Annotated in this window: 16 protein-coding genes; 8 read left to right on the top strand and 8 right to left on the bottom strand. The window is 33.4% G+C overall.

Annotated elements, in window-relative coordinates; translation table 11 throughout:
* Positions 1-45: 45 nt before the first annotated feature.
* On the top strand, positions 46-471 hold the full coding sequence (locus tag T478_RS03185; protein ID WP_048105154.1) for an SRPBCC family protein: 426 nt from the start codon (positions 46-48) through the stop codon (positions 469-471).
* Here the strand turns inward: T478_RS03185 and T478_RS07360 are convergent.
* From T478_RS07360 to T478_RS07555, 5 genes are read right to left on the bottom strand one after another with little or no spacing between them, the layout of a single operon-like run.
* Positions 468-1,409: a PEFG-CTERM sorting domain-containing protein gene (locus tag T478_RS07360; RefSeq protein WP_052433868.1), complete on the bottom strand. Its 942-nt coding sequence runs from the start codon at positions 1,407-1,409 to the stop codon at positions 468-470. The genes T478_RS03185 and T478_RS07360 overlap by 4 nt on opposite strands.
* 59 nt (positions 1,410-1,468) lie before the next feature.
* Positions 1,469-1,855, bottom strand: a complete 387-nt coding sequence (locus T478_RS03175; protein WP_146150866.1) for a hypothetical protein — start codon at positions 1,853-1,855, stop codon at positions 1,469-1,471.
* Positions 1,856-1,879: 24 nt separating this feature from the next.
* Positions 1,880-4,375 carry a M1 family metallopeptidase gene (locus T478_RS03170; RefSeq protein ID WP_048105150.1) on the bottom strand — a complete coding sequence of 832 codons (2,496 nt, stop codon included), beginning with the start codon at positions 4,373-4,375 and terminating at the stop codon, positions 1,880-1,882.
* Between the two features lie 33 nt (positions 4,376-4,408).
* Positions 4,409-4,720, bottom strand: coding sequence for a DUF3892 domain-containing protein (locus tag T478_RS03165; RefSeq protein WP_048105148.1), 312 nt, complete (start codon positions 4,718-4,720; stop codon positions 4,409-4,411).
* Positions 4,721-4,774: 54 nt separating this feature from the next.
* The gene (locus T478_RS07555) at positions 4,775-7,294 is read right to left on the bottom strand and encodes a coiled-coil domain-containing protein (protein ID WP_052433865.1); all 2,520 of its coding nucleotides are present in this window, start codon (positions 7,292-7,294) and stop codon (positions 4,775-4,777) included.
* 98 nt (positions 7,295-7,392) lie between these two features.
* On the opposite strand from T478_RS07555, the gene T478_RS03155 reads away from it, so the two are divergent.
* A complete protein-coding gene (locus T478_RS03155; protein ID WP_107734632.1) occupies positions 7,393-7,740 on the top strand; it encodes a hypothetical protein in 348 nt (115 codons plus the stop codon).
* On the opposite strand, the gene T478_RS03150 is transcribed toward T478_RS03155, so the two are convergent.
* On the bottom strand, positions 7,737-9,239 hold the full coding sequence (locus T478_RS03150; RefSeq protein WP_048105146.1) for a DEAD/DEAH box helicase: 1,503 nt from the start codon (positions 9,237-9,239) through the stop codon (positions 7,737-7,739). The two genes, T478_RS03155 and T478_RS03150, sit on opposite strands and share 4 nt — an antisense overlap.
* Positions 9,240-9,328: 89 nt before the next feature.
* Here T478_RS03150 and T478_RS03145 point away from each other — a divergent pair, with 89 nt between their 5' ends.
* The 6 genes from T478_RS03145 to T478_RS07550 all read left to right on the top strand — a co-directional run bounded on the left by T478_RS03145 (position 9,329) and on the right by T478_RS07550 (position 17,238).
* Complete coding sequence (locus tag T478_RS03145) at positions 9,329-9,847, top strand: deoxycytidylate deaminase (protein WP_048105144.1); 519 nt, start codon at positions 9,329-9,331, stop codon at positions 9,845-9,847.
* 2 nt (positions 9,848-9,849) lie between these two features.
* A complete protein-coding gene (locus T478_RS03140) occupies positions 9,850-12,411 on the top strand; it encodes a DNA-directed DNA polymerase I (protein ID WP_048105143.1) in 2,562 nt (853 codons plus the stop codon).
* 2 nt (positions 12,412-12,413) lie between these two features.
* The gene (locus tag T478_RS03135; RefSeq protein ID WP_048105141.1) at positions 12,414-12,701 is read left to right on the top strand and encodes a SemiSWEET family sugar transporter; all 288 of its coding nucleotides are present in this window, start codon (positions 12,414-12,416) and stop codon (positions 12,699-12,701) included.
* A gap of 1 nt (position 12,702) precedes the next feature.
* Positions 12,703-13,365, top strand: a complete 663-nt coding sequence (gene tpiA, locus T478_RS03130; protein ID WP_048105140.1) for a triose-phosphate isomerase — start codon at positions 12,703-12,705, stop codon at positions 13,363-13,365.
* 15 nt (positions 13,366-13,380) lie between these two features.
* Positions 13,381-16,041 (top strand): pyruvate, phosphate dikinase, encoded by a 2,661-nt coding sequence (ppdK, locus tag T478_RS03125; RefSeq protein WP_048105138.1) that lies wholly within the window; start codon positions 13,381-13,383, stop codon positions 16,039-16,041.
* Between the two features lie 63 nt (positions 16,042-16,104).
* Entirely contained in the window at positions 16,105-17,238 is a 1,134-nt protein-coding gene (locus T478_RS07550) for a hypothetical protein (protein ID WP_048105137.1), read from the top strand.
* 1 nt (position 17,239) lies between these two features.
* Here T478_RS07550 and T478_RS03115 read toward each other — a convergent pair whose 3' ends face one another.
* Complete coding sequence (locus T478_RS03115) at positions 17,240-17,446, bottom strand: hypothetical protein (protein ID WP_048105136.1); 207 nt, start codon at positions 17,444-17,446, stop codon at positions 17,240-17,242.
* A 139-nt stretch (positions 17,447-17,585) separates the two neighbouring features.
* Complete coding sequence (locus T478_RS03110) at positions 17,586-18,962, bottom strand: NAD(P)/FAD-dependent oxidoreductase (protein WP_048105132.1); 1,377 nt, start codon at positions 18,960-18,962, stop codon at positions 17,586-17,588.
* Between the last annotated feature and the right edge of the window lie 59 nt (positions 18,963-19,021).

The following is a 19,021-nucleotide window of genomic DNA, read 5'->3' as shown; positions in this document are numbered from 1 at the left end:
ATCAATAATTGAATTATATAAATTTGAGAAGTATTGTGTGACAATATGAATTCAGGTTCAGTTAAAAAATCGGTAATTATTCAAACGGATTTGGAAAAAGCATGGACAAAAATTAGTAAAATTGCAAAACTGGATTGGTTACAAGGTCAAAAATCAACAAAATTCTTAGGAGATAAAAAGACAGGAGTTGGGGCTAAACGTTTAATCTCATTTGAAGATGGCTCAAAGGTTGAAGAACATGTTGTAGGTTGGAAACCAAAAGAATATTTTTCATATATTGCAGTTTCGGGATTACCGTTAGAAGCATATCATGCTACAATATCTATTGAGAAAAATAAAACAAAGTCAGTCAAGGTCACATGGGAGTCATACTTTGCAGCAAAAACAACAAAAGGTGAGTTTGATGAATTTGTGGAATTTTTATCCAATTTTTATGCTCAATCGTTAAAGAATTTGAGAGAAGAATTCTAGAATTTTTGTATTAATCTTGTTTTAGCAGAGAATCCAATAACTGCAGTAATTGAAATTACTAGTACTAGTGATACAATTACACCAAACTCAGGAACTACTTGAAAAGTAGATGTCGTTCCAATAGGACCGTAAACTCCTAGTATTGATTCTTCAGTTAATGAACCAACAAAGTGACCAATTCCTTGAAATGTTACATCAATGTCAACAGGATGTTCTTTAGGATCAAATTCTAATTCATCAGTAGTGTGTACAGGATATTTGAACAAGTGACGGTGTGCACCATTGTCAGCAAGTATTATTTCACCATTTTGAGATACAGTTATGTCATAATTTACATGATTGATAACAAATCCATCTGATTCCATAAATTCGACTTCAATTGTTAGAGGAGAGCCTTTTGAAGCATCACTTGTAACGATGTTTGCAAATACTTCATTCACAGCTCCTGGATCTTTTTTAGATATTTCAGGTGTGGTATCACCATAAATCATTGATTCAGTTTGATCAACTGAGGTTCCATAGTTAGAAATTATGTCATTAGAGGTTTCTGAATCAGCAGCTAAGATTACCAGTTGTCCAGCCATCCACGGATGGACCATACAGAAATAATCAAAAGTTCCAGGGGTAGTTGCCATAAATACAAAATCTACTCCAGGTTGCTGTAATCCACTATCCCAGATACCATCAGGTCCACTTGTAGGATTACCGCTAGTTGAAGTATGTGGAGCATCATCTCCATTCAAAAATATTATTTTATCACCAACGTTTGCAGTTGCAATTGCAGGTACAAAACATAGGTTTGTTACCTCGCATCCCGGCTGGGATGAACCGCGACCATTTTCAATCTTAATTTCTTCAGCAAATGCATTATCAAATCCGATACCAGTCATTGCAAGAGATATTGAAAGTGCAAGTAATCCAATTCCTAATTTTTTCATAATCTTATGCCCTTAACGGAGTATAAAACTAATGCTAATTTCATAAACTGGTGCCAAAATTAGTCATTTTTCCCAAAAATCACAGTAGGTGAAATTTGATCTTCTTCATGAATTTCGGTTTTCATGTAAACCACAGATTCATCATAAGTAATTTCCAGGGTTACAGGTGTAGTCTTCCAGCCATATTTTGGAATATTATCAATAGGAACCAATTTTGAAAAATTAGAATCTGAAATCGTAAATTCTTCATGGAATGTTTTTTCCATACCTAAAATTTCCAGTATTGCAAAAGAAGATTTTTGGTTTGTATCATCAAAAGTGATCAATACAGAATTACTGTCTTTCAGATATACAGCGTCAAACGTGAAATTATCAAAATCTTCATTTTCATAATTAGAATTTAAGAGAATTACAACACTAACAGAAAGAGTAGCAATTAGGATCACTAAAAAATTTCTTGGGGCAATCAATTATGAAAATTCCTTTTTTATGGAATTTAGGAATTTAGAAGAAACACGTACTCGCTCCATAGTTTGTTCCAATGTCATTTCAGTTCCACGCAAAGGATTATCTTTGAAGAATTTACGAATTTCTTTTTCTTGTTTTGCTTCGATAACCTGACCAATACTTGCAACAACTCTATTTAATAATGGATTGCCAATTCCGGCCTTTTTGACAATTTTTTTCCAGTTCTTTTTTAGCCACACCCATAAGAATTCTTTACCATAAAGATTTGCTGCAATTCTCATAATCGGCATTTGGATGTTTTGTGAACGAACATCAGGACCTAAAGTAAACTCTAATGTTTTTAGTAAGAGATTTTTTTGTTGGAAATTACACATTGCGGCTAAAAATCTAAGTTTTTCCTCTTGTGATTTTGCCTTTTTGTATAAGGATGTGAATTTTTTGTATGTAGTTTCATTTCCACTCCATGCAACTAAAACAAAAACTGTTTCTTGAAGATCAGCTGATAAGCTATTTTGGTTTTTCAAAAATTTATCAAATCTTCTTTTTGATTCTTTTAATATTTCTTCATCACCAAGTTTTCCCAATCCAGAAATTGCAAAGCTTCTCAAAAGTGCATTGGTGTGAGGCTCATTCTTTTTTGCATCCCAGCCTAAACGATCAAAAATGGTTCTAAGGAAATTAAATGAATATTGCTTAATCTCATCTGAAAATTTTTCCTTATGAGTTAATGAATATAATGAATAGAGATGTTGAGCCAAATTTAGAGATGAAATGTAGTTATCCTCATCAAAATACGCATTTGTGAAATCTAGATAGTCCTGTACTTTCTTCTTTCCAGTCACACATTGTGAATAATAGTCATTTTGAATACTCCATCTATCCACATAATTTAGTATTTTTTCATCAATTAGAAGAGAGAGATTATCCAAGGTTTCAGAATCATAATCCATCCTATAAAATCCGGTTCGACCTGAATTGATTATGAAATTTCGTTCTTTATTTTTCAGTTTTATTGATTGAGATTTTTTATCCATTATATGAGAAGTGGATACATCACCTTCATCTACAATCAAAGGTATTTTCCAGATTCCTTTTTTACTGGTCTTTGTTTCTTCTAAAAGATAACGAGATTGTTTTAGAGAAAGTTGTGATCCCTTTCGAGTTACTGAAACAATAGGAAAACCAACTTGATCAATCCAAGTGCTCATTATTTTGTCAATTGGTTTTTTTGCTACCTCACCTATTGATTTCCATAAATCACGACCTTCTGCATTTGAGTATTCATATTTTTTGAGATATTTTTGTAGACCTTTTTGAAAGTTCTTATCAGTTACAAAATTTTCTAGCATTCGTAAAACACATCCTCCTTTATCATAAGAAATAGAATCGAAAATTTCCCTTATTTCAGAAGGATGATTTACTTTAACATCAATAGGATGAGAGGTTTTTAATGCATCAAGAGACATTGCAGTATTCATTGCATCCTCTAAGAATTGGTCCCACAAATCCCATTCAGGATAGAATTTATCTACAATTTTTGTTGCCATGAAGGTAGCAAAACTCTCATTTAGCCACAAATCATTCCACCATTTCATAGTAACTAGATTACCAAACCATTGATGTGCCAATTCATGTGATATGACTTCAGCAATGAATTGCTTGGTTTTAGTAGAAGATGTCTTTGGATCATACAGTAAAATAGTTTCACGGAAGGTAATTGCACCCCAATTCTCCATTGCGCCTGCAGCAAAATCAGGTATTGCAAGCATGTCAAGTTTAGGTAATGGGTATTTTATTCCAAAATATTTTTCATATTCACCAAGGAATTTTTTTGTTAATTCTAAAGATAGTTTTGCTTTATTCTTGTTACCTTTTGTTGTTAGGACACGAATTTGGATATTCCTTAATTTGGTTTCTACATATTCAAATTCACCAACTCCAAGATATAGAAGATAAGTAGACATTATCGGAGTACGCTCAAATTCATAAATGATTTTTGAGCCAAAGTTTTGTTTTTTTCTTACAGGCATATTTGAGATTGCCATGTAATTTTTCTCTACTAAAAGTGAAACATCAAAAGTAGCTTTTGTGGCAGGTTCATCCCAACATGGAAATGCTCTTCGTGCATCAGCTGCCTCAAATTGAGTGGTAGCCATGTATTTGGTTTTACCAGAAGGATCAGTGTATTTACTGCGATAAAATCCCAATAAACGATCATTTAGAATTCCAGTATATTCAATACAGAGTTTAATTTTTCCCGAAACTTTACTTTTAGAAACAATAGAAAGAGATTCCTTTTTTGCATCGAGTTTGAAATTAACATCAATTGTTTTATTTTTAGAGAGTATGTAGCATTTTTTTATTTTTATTTCAGCACAATTTAATACAAATTTGTTTGAAGGGGTTGTTTTAAACGATAAAATTTCCATTCCTTTGAAAGTGAAGTTGGAAAAAAGAGGTTCAAACTGTATATCATAATTTATTTCAGATATTCCCATTGTATACACTCAAAAAAATGGCTTATCTAAATATTAAGATTCAATTTCAGGTAGTGTACCTAAACGGTCACCATCTACTTTATTACTATCAGTTCGAATATGGGTTTCACCATTTAGAACATAAGCGTTAATTATTTCACCAGGTTCCCAATCAGTTTCATTTTTTTTATATATTGTGATGTATTTTTTCCCTTTTTTGATATGAGAGGCAAGGGTTTTCTTATCAATTATTTCTGGTTTTCCAAACTGGCCTTCAAAATCTTCATGGACTTGTACATGAGTTATGTTAGCAAGACCTGGACCCTTCTTTATTCCACTAACTACAAAATCAGCCCATTTACTCATAGTTCTTGAGATTTGAAATGAGTATATAATTTTTGACAGGTTTCAAACTAGTTTCTAGTGACCAGTGTTTGCTTTTGCATCTTTGATGAATCCTTTTGGTAATGTTGCACCTTTCTTAGCCATTTTAGCAGCATAATCTTCTTTTGCATCCTCAGGAGTTTTTTCATCTTCTTCGTCAGAATCTTCATCATCAACATTTTCAAGTTCTTTACGTAAATTGTCTAATTCAGCCTTGAGTTCAGAGGCAAGATCAGTGTTATCATTTTTAGATGATTCTTCTTCTTTCTCTAATCTTGCTTTTTCGGCTTTGGCTTCTTCAAGTTCTCTTTGGAGTTGTGCAGATTCGGCTTTTGCTTTTGCTTCTGCATCAGCCTGAGCTTTTGCTTCTGCCTCAGCTGCTGCTCTTTCTTCAGCCTCTTCTTTCTCTAATCTTGCTTTTTCGGCTTTGGCTTCTTCAAGTTCTCTTTGGAGTTGTGCAGATTCGGCTTTTGCTTTTGCTTCTGCATCAGCCTGAGCTTTTGCTTCTGCCTCAGCTGCTGCTCTTTCTTCAGCCTCTTCTTTCTCTAATCTTGCTTTTTCGGCTTTGGCTTCTTCAAGTTCTCTTTGGAGTTGTGCAGCTTCGGCTTTTGCTTTTGCTTCTGCATCAGCCTGAGCTTTTGCTTCTGCCTCAGCTGCTGCTCTTTCTTCAGCCTCTTCTCGTTCTAGCTGTTCTTTTTCGGCTTTGGCTTCTTCAAGTTCTCTTTGGAGTTGTGCAGATTCGGCTTTTGCTTTTGCTTCTGCATCAGCCTGAGCTTTTGCTTTTGCTTCTGCATCAGCCTGAGCTTTTGCTTCTGCTTCAGCCTGAGCTTTTGCTTCTGCTTCAGCCTGAGCTTTTGCTTCATCTGGGTTTTCATCATGAGCATGAGGACCGCCAGATGTTGATTTTTGACCGAATCCTTTTGGTAAAGTTTTGTTAGAACGAGTTGCCAATGCTTCTTTTGCAAGTTTTTCTCTTCTTTCTTCAGCTTCGGTTTGAGCTTTGGCTTCAGTATTTTGTTCGTTCTTAATTTTTTCCATATTTTCTTTTAGAAGTTTAATTTCTTCGACTTCTTTGCGTAATTGCTCTTGTGCAGCCTTTGCATCATCAATTTCTTTTTGTAATTTATCCCGAATTATCTGTGCCTCTTTTTCTGCCTGTTTTCGTGCATCTTCCATAATTTGGATCTTTATCTGCTCTAGTTCTTTTTCATGTTGTTCACGTTCACGCTTTATTGCCTCATCTTGTGCAGCCTTTGCATTAGCCAATTCTTTTTGAAGTTGTTCTTCTTTGGAATCATCTTTTGGTGTTGATTCTTTTTCATCTGGTTTTTCATCATGAGCATGAGGACCTGTAGAAGGAGGTTCTTGACCGAATCCTTTTGGTAAAGTTTTGTTAGAACGAGTTGCCAATGCTTCTTTTGCAAGTTTTTCTCTTCTTGCGTTTTCTTTTACAGCATCAGGATTTTCTTTAGGTTGTTTAGGTTTTGGTTTAGATTTTTCATCATGTCCATGCGGACCACCGCCACCTTCGGGTTTAGGTTCTGGGTTAGGTTCTGGTTCAGATTTTGTAGCAACCCGTTTTTTCCTAATGAAGTTTCTAGTATCATCTGCAATTTTGCTTGAAGTGCTTGCACTGGATTTTGCCCGTTTAAACACGCTAGAAATACGATTTTCTATTGAGGGTTTCTCCTCGTTTTCAATCTCTTTTTCTACAACCTTAGAAACAGGCTCAGATTCAGGTTCTTTTTCTGGCGTTGGTTTTTCAGATAATAATTTTTCATAATCTTTTCCAGATGCTTTTTCAAGTTCTATACGTCTAGAAATTCTAGCATCATGTTTTTCTTGTTCTGTTTTTTTCAATTTTTCTTTTAACTTATCACTTTTTGATTTGCCCTTTTCAAATTTTTCAAGATATTTCTGTTCATAATCTGAGAATTCTTTTTCTCGCGATATGTTTTGTTTGGATTTTTTCTTCATTTCCTTGATTTCATGACTAATGATTTCTTTTTCTGTAGGTTTTTCGCTCCAGCCCTTTGGCATAGATTTGTTTGAACGTGATTTTTCAGCTTCTTCTGCTAAAGATTTTCGTTTAGAATCTTCATATTCAAAATCACCATCATTTGGATTTATTTTTGGAGAAGGTGTTTCTACAACTGGTTCAGGTTCGGGTTCTGGAGGAGGTGTTGGTTTTGGAGTAGGAATTGGTTTTGGCTCTTCTTTTTTAATTTCTTTGAAAACTAAATCTAATTCATCTACCGTTGGCATATGACCAAGATTGTCACCGTCAACTTTGTTATCATCGGTTCGGATGTATGCTTCACCATCTTTAACATAAGTTCTAATGAGTTCTCCAACTGCCCACTCATTTTCATTTTTTTTATGAACTGTAACAAATGTGAGACCTTTTTGTATTTTTGAAGATAACTGATATTTGTCAATTAATTTAGGACTGCCAAAACCATGTTCCAAATCTTCATGAATTTGTACATGTGAGATGTTTGCAAGACCAGATCCTTTTTTGATTGCACTGACTACAAAATCTGCCCACTTCGTCATTTGTAGTAATACTCGTCAAGTGCAATATACGCTTTTTCTAGAAAATTATAGTGGAAATTACAAATTCCTTAAAATATTGTTTATGTTTAGATTTTACAATGAGTGACATACGTTTTGTTATGATCGGCGTAGGCGTATTATCAGTAGGATTTATTGTAATGGCAGTTTTTGGATCTCAGTATCAAGATATCACAGTTCAAACAAAAGAATTTTCAGAATGTTATGACTATACAGATGAAAATGTTGAAGTAAAAATTGATTGTGAAGAACAGCTGCAGAATAGGAATTTGATGTTTGCAGGAGTAATTGGTATTTTAGCCGCAGGAGGGCTTGCACTACTAAAAGGAATTAGAGGCACATGGGATAATGACGTGAAACCAGAAGAAATGCTAGGGCCAGGCGGAGATAAAAAAAGTCCAGACGATGATAAAAAGAGCGACCCTTAAAGAAAACTGTCCAAAGATTCTGTAGAAGACAAATCATTATTTTCAAGTTTTTTGGATAATTTATCACCCATCAGTTTTGCAGATTTGATTTTTCTTTGACCAATATGATAATACACTTGATCAATTGTATCCTTTGCAATTAATACAACTAAACGACCCTGCGCCTTTCTTCCGGTCCTACCTTTTCTTTGAACGAATCGAATAGAACTTGGCACATTATCATAAAATATTACTAAATTAACCTCAGAGATGTCCAATCCTTCTTCACCTACACGTGTTGCAACGAGAACTTTGGTCAATCCATCTCTAAACCTCTGAACAGTTTCAATTTGTTTTTGTTGTTTTAATCCAGTTTCACCTGCTTTTCCAATTAAAATTTCAGAGTTGATTCCCATTTTTTGTAATGTATCATTTATGACATTTACAGAATCTCTATAACTTGTGAAAATCAAAACCTTATCGTTCACTGAGGAAATGATTTTTTGTAATTCCGGTAGTTTTGAATGTTCTATTCCCTGAGTTTTTGCAAAATTAGCTAGTTCAATAGCACGCATGAAGTTAGGATCTTTTTCAAAAAGCTCTTTAATCCCTACACCTTTTTTTGCTTTAGTTCTATCACAAAATTTTAGAAAAGAGGTAATTCCATGTGCCTCAAAAATGTTTAATGCGTATGTAATTCTAATTGCAGTGAATAAGGGTTTAGCAGAAATACGATTTTGTGTTAGTACATATTGACGAATTCTAAGTAATGTTGACAGAGATTTATTCTGTCCAATCTGAATTCCATTTTTTCGTAAAGTTGTGTAACGGTCATCTAATGCAATCTGAAGACATTTTTGAATTGCTTTCATTTCAGGTGGAAGATCAACCATAATCCATTCAGTATTTGTTTTTTGAATGTATGGTTGAACGTCAGAACTTTCGTCACTTCTTTGTAGTATATTTTGAATTCCTAAAGAAACAATTATCTCAGTAGCTTTGACCTTTTCACTAGGAAGAGTAGCAGTCATTCCCAGTATGAGAGATTTTTCTTTGAAATGTCTTGCAATTCCAGTATATGCATAATCACCTACAGCCCTATGAGCCTCATCAAAGATTACAAGACTAAACTGATCAATGTCAATCATATTTCGCTCTAGATCATTTCGAGTGATTTCCGGAGTTGCGCATACCACACTGTTCATCCATGATTTTTTACGCTTGTTTATCAAATCCTCACCAGTTACAATTCCAATATCGTCTAAGAGAAGATTTTCTTTAAGGAAGTCAAAGTGTTGGTTAACAAGTACACGAGTTGGAGCCAAAAGTAAGACACCACCTTTGTTTTGAGATAAGACATGTGCCATAATCTGTAGAGCAATGGTTGTTTTTCCCAAACCAGTTGGTAAAACAACTAGAGAGTTTTCATTTTTTGCTTCATTTGCAAGATTAACCTGATAATCACGTAATTCTATAGAATTAGGTTTAATCAGTTTGTGCTCATAGTAACCTGACTCCATAAGTTGGGATCAGTTTTACATATCATATAGGGTTTACAATTGATTAAAAGTCACTTAGAGGTTATATGTTGGCAAATTAAATAATTTTCATGTCTGACAATTTTGAGAGACCGAGTTGGGATGAATATTTTATGCTTCAAGCAAAACTCGCATCATTAAGGTCAAACTGTATGACAAGAAGTGTAGGGGCAGTCATAGTTAGAGACCACAGACAACTAGCAACAGGATATAATGGAACCCCACCAGGAATTACGAATTGTTTTGAAGGAGGATGCCAAAGATGTAAAGACAGAATGGATGGAAAAACAAAATCAGGTGTTGGTTTAGACAGATGTTTGTGTAATCATGCAGAGGCTAATGCCATAATGCATTGTGCAATTTTAGGTATTGAGGCAGGAGTAAAAGGTGCAGTTTTGTATTCAACATACGTTCCATGTTTGGAATGCACAAAAATGGCAATTACAATAGGAATTAAAAAATTTGTGTGCTTAGATGAATACCCAGAAACTGATTATAATTTAATTAAAGAAGCCGGTGTTGAAATTGAGATTATTGATAAAACTAAGATTGAGAGATGGGCTAAAAATATGATTACCCCAAAAGAGTAGACATGGAAGCAGTTGAAGATTTTAAACAAGACGAAGTAGCAAATATACCAAATTCACTTTTAATTTCTGCAGCATATATCGGAAAAACTAAGAAAGTTAGCCTCAAATTTTACAATCCAGAGTCTGAAAAAATCTACATATGGGAAGATAAAACAGGTCATCGACCATACTGTTTTTCAAAAATGGCTCCCGAGGATTTAGATTTTTTATCAGAGCGAGATGACGTTATAGAAATTAAAACAGTTAAAAAAATTGATACGTTAAAAGACAAAGAAATTCCAGTTTCAAAGATTATTGTGACAGACCCATTAGCGATAGGAGGAACACAGACAACGCAAAGTATCAGAAATGTGGTAGAATCATGGGAATCAGATATCAAATATTATGAAAACTATCTTTACGATAATTCACTAATCATTGGAAAATACTATAAAATTGAAAATGATAAAATAATTCCACATGACTTTGAGATGTCTGATGAAACAAATCTTGCAATGAAAAGCATGCTTTTTGATAAATTAGGCAATACAGGAATGACAGATACAAAACAGTTTGAAGAAGAGGTATCAAACTGGGCAGAGCTTCTAAACCAACCTGTGCCAAAAATTCGAAGAATGAGTCTAGATATCGAAGTAGAAACAGATGGGAGGAGATTACCAGATGTGAAAATTGCAGATAAGAAAGTAACAGCTATAGGATTTGAAGCAAGTGATGGAATGAAAAGAGTTTTCGTCTTAAGAAGAGATGGAATTGAAGAAGGAGTAAACGACTTGGATAAAAACATCCAAGTGGTATTTTACGAAAAAGATCAAGAAAAAAAACTAATTGAAGATGCATTTGGATTGGTAAAAAAATATCCAGTATTAATCACATACAACGGAGATGGTTTTGATTTACCATACTTGTATAATCGTGCAAAAAGATTAGGAATTTCAGAAGATGTGAATCCATTATACATGATGAAAGATTCTGCAACATTGACAAAAGGAGTTCATTTGGATTTGTACAGAACATTTTCAAATAAAGCATTTCAAATTTACGTATTCTCTCAAAAATATTCTGATTTTTCTCTCAATAGTGTTTCAAAGGGAGTGTTAGGTGAACAGAAAATGGATTACGGGGTAGAAATTGACAATATGACATACTATCAAATTGCAAAATATTGTCAAAATGATGCATATCTGACATTCAAGCTAACTAGTTTTAATGAAGATTTACTCATGAATCTTCTAGTCGTAATTACAAGAATTGCAAGAATGCCAATTGATGATATTTCAAGAATGGGAGTTTCACAATGGATTCGTAGTTTACTATATTATGAACACAGAAAAAATAATTTCCTCATACCGAGACGAAATGAAATTGAAGGAAAATCAGCTGGGATGGCAAACGATGCAGTGATAAAAGATAAAAAATATCGTGGTGGCCTTGTGATAGAACCTGTTGAAGGAGTTCATTTTGATGTAACAGTGATGGATTTTGCAAGTCTATATCCGAGCATAATTAAAGTGAATAATTTATCATATGAAACTGTTAGATGCCCACACGAAGAATGTAAAAAAAATGCAATACCAGGAACGTCTCATTGGGGATGTACAAAAAAGAATGGGCTAACGTCATTAATTATTGGCTCATTGAGAGATTTGAGAGTTAATTATTACAAAAGTTTATCAAAAAAAGAAAACATTACAGACGAAGAGAGACAGTTGTATACAGTAGTAAGTCAAGCTTTGAAGGTCATACTCAATGCAAGCTATGGAGTTATGGGTGCAGAAATATTCCCATTGTATTTTCTTCCAGCGGCAGAGGCAACCACTGCATTAGGAAGATACATCATTATGGATACAATTGAAAAATGTAAAGGAATACAGTTAGAGGTTCTATATGGAGACACAGATTCACTTTTTGTAAAAAAACCAACTGTACAACAAATTGACGATGTCATAAAACTAGCAAAAAAAGATCATGGAGTAGAATTAGAGATTGACAAAGAATACAGATATGTGGTATTAAGTAATAGGAAAAAAAATTATTTCGGGGTTACAAAAAAGGGCAAAGTCGACGTAAAAGGCTTAACAGGAAAAAAATCACATACGCCACCGTTTATCAAGACATTATTTTATGAACTACTAGACATTCTTGCAGAGGTTGAAAATGAAGAACAATTTGGTAATGCAAAAAAGAAGGTTAGTGATAAAATTGCAGATTATGCAAAACGAGTTCAAGAAAAAAGTATTCCATTGAAAGAATTAACATTTAATGTCACACTCAGTAAAGCGCCTGCAGAATATGTCAAAACAATCCCACAACATATTCGAGCTGCAAAACAACTGGAAACAACTAGAGAGATAAAGAAAGGAGATATCATATCATATGTTAAAATACTCAACAAACCGGGTGTAAAACCAGTGGAATTGGCAAGACAGGATGAAATTGACTCTGGAAAATACATGGAGTTTATGGAAAGTACTTTGGAACAGATTACATCATCAATGGATCTAGATTTTGATACTATTCTTGGTAAACCAAAACAAACAGGATTGGACCAATTTTTCTGGAATTAGACATGTTAGACGAATTTACATTAGGAATAGTTGCAATAGCAGCAGGAGTTTTAATCCTCATAGGATGGGTTCCACAAATAATTCAAGGCTATAAAACAAAAAAGCTTGAAGATGTTTCAAAATATTTGGTTATTGCAATATTTTCGGGTGCTGCGTTATGGCTTGTTTATGGAATTGAAATTGATGATGTTTACATAATAGGTGTTAATGTAGCGGCCATGTTTTTGACAATGACAGTTCTCATAATGAAGCTAAAATATGAGAAAGCCTTCGAATCAATTAGGAAATAAAATGTTTATCATAAATTGTAAAAATTATGACGAAATAGCAGGAGATAAGATTATCAAGATTGCAAAAATCTCAGAGAAAATCTCAAAAAAGTATAAAGTGCCAATTGCAATTGCACCTCCACACCACCTCATTCCATTAATTACAAAATTTAAGATTACAGTTTTAGCGCAACACGTAGATGACAAGAAGGTTGGAAGTACAACAGGATTCATGGTTCCAGAAATTGTTAAAAAATCAAAAATTAATGGCTCCATAATTAATCATAGTGAGCATCGAATTTCTGAAAAAGAGATTATTTCTTTAGTAAAACGGTTAAAAAAATTAAAACTAAAGACAGTACTATGTGTAAAAAATGTCAATGAGGCAAAAAAATATGCAAAATTAAATCCAACATTCATTGCAATTGAACCTCCAGAATTAATTGGAACAGGAAGAGCAATTTCTACTGAAAAACCAGCATTGATTACAAATGCAGTGAAAGCAGTTAGTTCTGCTAAAAATTCTACAAAATTGTTATGCGGTGCAGGAATTGTTTCAGGTCAAGATGTTTCAAAAGCAAAAGAACTAGGATCAAGAGGAATTCTAGTTGCTAGTGGAATTGTCAAAGCAAAGAACTGGGAAAAAATTATCTCAGAATTTTGTAAGGGTTTAAAAAGCCAGTAAATCGACAAATTTTTCATGGTAAAAAATAAGCCAGTTTACGCCTTCGAAGAAGCAGATAGTAAAAAGAGAATGTTGTTAGGAGGAAAAGGTGCAGGATTGAGCGAAATGACACGCCTAAAATTACCAGTGCCACCAGGATTTACGATAACAACAGAAGTTTGTAACAAGTATTATGAAAATGGAAGAAAGCTTCCAAAAGACGTCATGCCAGCAGTGATGAAAAATATTCTAAAAATGGAAAAAAAGACTGGAAAGAAATGGAATTCAACTAAAAATCCACTATTGGTTTCTGTTCGTTCTGGAGCTGCAATTTCTATGCCAGGAATGATGGATACAATTTTGAATTTAGGATTAAATGAAAAAACTGTAGAAGGATTTGCGGTACAAACAAAAAATCCTAGATTCTCATGGGACTCGTATAGAAGATTCATCCAATTATTTGGAAAAGTCGTCTTTGGAGTAAATGATGAAAAATTTGATCATGTGTTAGATTCTGCAAAAAGCAAACAAGGAGTAACTGACGATAGTAAACTAAACGTAGAATCACTCAAAAAAATTGTTAAAGAGTATAAGAAAATTTGTGAAAATCATACAAAAAGAAAATTCCCAGATACGCCAAATGAACAATTAGGATTGGCAATAGAAGCAGTATTCAGAAGTTGGATGGGTGAAAGAGCTGTTGTATATAGAGAGAAAAATGGGATTACCAAAGATATTGCAAATGGCACTGCAGTAAATGTTGTTACAATGGTATTTGGAAATATGGGAGATGATAGTGCAACAGGAGTTGTTTTCACAAGAAATGGACATAATGGAAAACGAGAGATAGAAGGAGAATATCTTACCAACGCTCAAGGCGAAGATGTTGTCGCAGGTGTAAGAACTGGAAAAAATGTAGAATTATTAAAAAAAGAGATGCCAAAATCTCATAAAGAATTAAGCAATGCATGTGAAAAATTGGAAAAACATTTCAGAGAACCACAAGACATTGAATTTACAATAGAACAAGGGAAATTTTATCTCTTACAAACAAGAACTGCAAAAATGAGTGCAGGCGCACTTGTAAAAACTTCAGTAGACATGGTAAAAGAAAAATTAATCGATAAAAATAGATCATTGACTAGAATTCCAGCACAACAACTAGAAGCATTACTTCACAGAACAATGGATGAATCAAAGGTAAAGGATCATAAACAATTAGCTAAAGGTATTGCAGCCTCACCTGGAGCTGCAAGCGGAATCGCAATTTTTGATGTTAAAAAAGCAATTGAACTAGGAGAAGCAGGAAAAAAGGTCATTTTGATTAGAAAAGAAACAAAACCAGAAGACGTGCCAGCATTTTTCTCAGCAGAAGGAATTCTGACAAGCCTTGGCGGAAAATCATCACATGCTGCAATTGTGTCAAGAGGAATGGGTAAACCATGTATTGTAGGATGTGCAGAATTAAAAATCAATTATGAAAATAATACATGTACTGCAAATGGAATTACTGTAAAAGAAAATGAGATGGTTTCAATTGATGGTAGTGTAGGCACAGTATTCATCGGAGAAGTACCAACAGTTGAGCCAAAAGTTACTAAAGATTTTCAAACAATTCTTAGTTGGGCACAAAATACAAAACAATTAGGAATTCGTGCAAACGCAGATACTCCAGATGCAGCAAAATTAGCAAGACAGTATGGAGCACAAGGAATTGGATTGTGTAGAACAGAGAGAATGTTTAACGAGTCAGACAGAATCGGACTATTTGTTGAAATGATTATGGCAGAATCACAAGAAGAGAGAAACAAAGTACTCAAAAAATTGCAAGAATTGCAAAAAAGTGATTTCATTGGAATTCTAAAGGCAATGGAGGGATACAAAGTTACAATTAGATTGTTAGATCCACCATTACACGAATTTTTACCAAATCCTGAAGAATTGAAAGATAGGATGAATAAAGAAAACGACAAAAGCAAAAAAACTCAACGTGTTTTAGATAGAGCACGCGAATTAGCTGAAATCAATCCAATGATGGGACATAGAGGAGTAAGAGTTGCAATTACATATCCAGAGATATACAAAATGCAAATTACCGCTGTATTTGAAGCCGCAGCAGAGCTTACAAAGAAAAAGGTTAACGCAAAACCACAGATTATGATTCCACAAGTAGGAAGTTTAGCAGAATTAAACTATATCAAATCAATTTATGATGATGTAAAAAAAGAGATTGAACAAAAATATAAGAAAAAATTCAAGATAAACTTTGGAACCATGCTAGAAGTTGTTCGTGCATGTCTTACATCAGATGAATTAGCAGACACAGCAGAGTTTTTCAGCTTTGGAACAAATGACCTAACACAGGCAGTATTTAGTTTCAGTAGAGAGGATGCAGAAGGAAAATTCCTTCCAGAATATATGGAAAAAGAACTCCTAGAAACCAGTCCATTCCAATCAATCGATGTAAATGGAGTAGGACATCTTATGAAAATCGGAATTAGGCAAGGAAGAGATATCAAAAAAGATTTGGAAATTGGCATATGTGGAGAACATGGTGGAGATCCAAATTCAATCAAATTCTGTCATTCTGCAAACGTCTCCTATGTCAGTGCATCACCACATAGAATTCCTATTGCAATAGTTGCAGCAGCACAAGCAGCAATAGAACAGAAAAAAACTAAAAAATCAAAGAAATAGAATAATGTTCTAAGGAATTAGAATTAATTCACAGTATAATTACAATATTGTAAAAATGCATACATGAAATGGAAATTTTCATCTAAAAAAGAAGGTTCAGGCAATTCACGAAGAGAAACTCTTCAAAATTATGAACAAAAATATCTTGAAAAATTTGACAAGGTTAAAAATGAAATTCAAAAGATGAAGAAAAAACAGAAAGATGTAGAAGTGAAAGAGCTAAAAGAGAGAATTGCAAGAAGGTTAAAGTTAGAAAAAGAATCCGGTAAACAATATAAAAAATTAATTTCAAAAAAATTAAAACCAAAATCAGAGATTGAATCAGAAATTGAATCAAAGATTGAACATGTAAAAGAAGAAAATGATGTTAAAGAAGCAAAGGCTGAAATTTTAGCAGATGCTAAATCAACAATTCAGAAACGAATGTCAAATGTATTGAAAGGTTTTAGAGAAACTGAAAAGAAATCATCAAGTGTTGCCGAAGACACAAGAAATTTTGTTCGTAAACGTCGTACACAGAGAATAGAGCAAGTAGAAGAAAAAGAGGTTCAAAAAAATGATGAAACTGAATCAGTGAATAAACTAATCGAAAAAGAAGAAGAAAAAGAGAGAATCAAAGCTGAGAAATTTTTGAAGGAAGCAGAAGCAAAGGAAAAGGCAGAAGAAAAGGAAAAGGCAGAAGCTGAGCAAATGCTGAAAGAAGATTTGAAAAGGAAAAAAGATGATCAAAAAGAGGAAAATGAAAGACTGTTGAAAGAAGCTGAAGAAAATGAAAAAGAAGAAAAGAAGAGTAAAACTGAAGCCAAAAAAATGATGGAAAAAGAAAAAGAAGAGTATATTGAAAAAATGACAAAAAAAGGTGCAACATTGCCAAAAGGTTATGTGCAAAAGACATCTTCTGGAGGCCCACATGCAGAAGAGGAGAAACCTAAGAAAAAACGTGCCAAACCAAAGAAAGAAAAATTGAAAACTGAAAAAGAGATAGAATCAAAGATTGCAAAATTAGAAAAGAAATTAGAAAAAGAAGAAAAAGTATCATCTAATTTTGTAAAATCAACATTAGATACTGCTGTTACTGAAGGATGGACAAAAACTAAAACCGTAGAAGAATTAAGAAAATCAAAAGAGAAAATTACTATTAAAAAAGCAAAAGAATTAGTTAAAGACGCATTTGATGCAGAATCTAAAAAAAAATAATTTATCTAAAAATAACAGATTGTAATTGAGATACAAATAGAACTACCTGTTCAAAGGTATGAATGACAAAGTCTTGGCTTGTTAAGATCTCATGTGAGTGTGTATTCATCAATTCAAGTGATACATGCGGATGTGCATCAGCTGATGAAATTAGGCCTATAGAAAATACCCCTGCAAATAAAATTGCAAGTAATGCCAGATTTTTCACATCAAATTGTCCAAATACTACTACTTTAAATTTTTCAAAATTCGAGATCAGTTGATGGGTATAATATCTAAAGCAATGATACTTGGAGGTATTTTTGTTATTTTTTATGCAGTATTCACAATTTTAGAATAAATGTGAATTACCAAACATCATCTACTTCATCTAGTTCTTTGTAATCAAGTGAACGTTCTTTTTTTATGATCTTCAAACGAGAAATATCTCTTTTAAAGAATAAATCAAGAGTCCAATCTAACCATACACGGAATTTTTTATCAGAGCTTCTTATCTTAGACAGGTAAAGATTTCTCCATAACAAATATGCCAAAAATCCTGCAATATTGATTCCAAAAAAGGATGCAATGCCGGTCCTTTTCCCTATTATTGCACTTTGGCCTTTCCAAGAATAATCAAATTTTGATAATGTGCCGCCTTTTAGTAATTCCTTTAGATTAGATGCAGCAATTTTTGCATGTGCTTCTGCAATTTGAGCAGTTGGAGGGAATTTTTTCATTGTTAATTCAGGATCAAATGTAGAACAATCACCAATTGCAAAGACTTCAGGAAATTCCACAACTTGTAAAAACTCGTTTACCTTGATACGGCCTTTATGAGTATTGAATAATGATTCTTTAATTAGATCAGTTGGAGTTATGCCCGCTGTCCAAACTAAGGTTCGAGAAGAAATAGAATTAATTTCTACTAATTCAGCATGTCCTTTTTGTTGTGAGGAATCACTGAGAAGAACTTTTTCAGAGTTAGAATTACTTTTCAGTAATACCTCTTTTCCATTAAATGAAGTAACTCCAGCATCAAGAATTACATCGATTCCTCTTTCTACAAGTTTTTCTTTAGCAAAGCCAGCAAGCTTTTGTGGAAAACCATTTAAAATTTCAGTAGAAGCCTCAACTAATACCACTTTAACATCATGTTCATCAATGCTAGGATAATATTCAGACACATCTGTAATGAAGTCATTTAATTCGCCAGCAGTTTCAACTCCTGCAAAACCTCCACCTACAACTACAATTTTCAGTAATGCTTTTCTAAGAATAGGATCTGTTTCATTTTCTGCCTGTTCCATTAAATCAATAATTCGATTTCGCAGTATTATTGCATCATTAATTGTATTCATTTTGTATGAATTTTCTTCAACATCTTTCATACCAAAGAAATTGGTTTGACTGCCTAATGCAACTACAAGAAAATCATAATGAATTAACATTCCACGATTTTCATTTGTGCCATATAGTGTGACAGATTTTCCGTGAGGATCTATGTATTTTATTTTACCTTCATAGAATTTTGTTTTTTTAATCAATGTTCGAATAGGGGTAACAATATGTCTTGTTTCAATTGTTCCAGAGGCTACTTGCGGTAGCATGGGTGTAAAAAGAATGAAATTATCTTCACTAACAAGAGTGAGTTCGATTTCAGGATTGTTTTGGAAATAAGATTCAAGTTTCAAGCAGCATTCCAATCCTGCAAAACCACCACCTAAAATGAGAATTCTTTTCATGATACATAGAAGAACGTTTTAGAATTAATAACGTATTATAACAAAATGGATAGGAATAT

This window comes from Candidatus Nitrosopelagicus brevis (assembly GCF_000812185.1).
Taxonomy (GTDB): domain Archaea; phylum Thermoproteota; class Nitrososphaeria; order Nitrososphaerales; family Nitrosopumilaceae; genus Nitrosopelagicus; species Nitrosopelagicus brevis.
The sequence above is the reverse complement of the archived record's forward strand: the minus strand, read 5'-3'. Positions and strand labels throughout refer to the sequence as shown.

Coding starts and splice junctions, on each gene's coding strand:
- T478_RS07555 (WP_052433865.1), bottom strand. CDS start 7,294: ATGACGAAGTGGGCAGATTTTGTAGTCAGTGCAATCAAAAAAGGATCT.
- T478_RS03185 (WP_048105154.1), top strand. CDS start 46: ATGAATTCAGGTTCAGTTAAAAAATCGGTAATTATTCAAACGGATTTG.
- T478_RS03145 (WP_048105144.1), top strand. CDS start 9,329: ATGTCTGACAATTTTGAGAGACCGAGTTGGGATGAATATTTTATGCTT.
- T478_RS07550 (WP_048105137.1), top strand. CDS start 16,105: ATGAAATGGAAATTTTCATCTAAAAAAGAAGGTTCAGGCAATTCACGA.
- T478_RS03170 (WP_048105150.1), bottom strand. CDS start 4,375: ATGGGAATATCTGAAATAAATTATGATATACAGTTTGAACCTCTTTTT.
- ppdK (WP_048105138.1), top strand. CDS start 13,381: ATGGTAAAAAATAAGCCAGTTTACGCCTTCGAAGAAGCAGATAGTAAA.
- T478_RS03155 (WP_107734632.1), top strand. CDS start 7,393: ATGAGTGACATACGTTTTGTTATGATCGGCGTAGGCGTATTATCAGTA.
- T478_RS07360 (WP_052433868.1), bottom strand. CDS start 1,409: ATGAAAAAATTAGGAATTGGATTACTTGCACTTTCAATATCTCTTGCA.
- T478_RS03165 (WP_048105148.1), bottom strand. CDS start 4,720: ATGAGTAAATGGGCTGATTTTGTAGTTAGTGGAATAAAGAAGGGTCCA.
- T478_RS03135 (WP_048105141.1), top strand. CDS start 12,414: ATGTTAGACGAATTTACATTAGGAATAGTTGCAATAGCAGCAGGAGTT.
- T478_RS03110 (WP_048105132.1), bottom strand. CDS start 18,962: ATGAAAAGAATTCTCATTTTAGGTGGTGGTTTTGCAGGATTGGAATGC.
- tpiA (WP_048105140.1), top strand. CDS start 12,703: ATGTTTATCATAAATTGTAAAAATTATGACGAAATAGCAGGAGATAAG.
- T478_RS03150 (WP_048105146.1), bottom strand. CDS start 9,239: ATGGAGTCAGGTTACTATGAGCACAAACTGATTAAACCTAATTCTATA.
- T478_RS03140 (WP_048105143.1), top strand. CDS start 9,850: ATGGAAGCAGTTGAAGATTTTAAACAAGACGAAGTAGCAAATATACCA.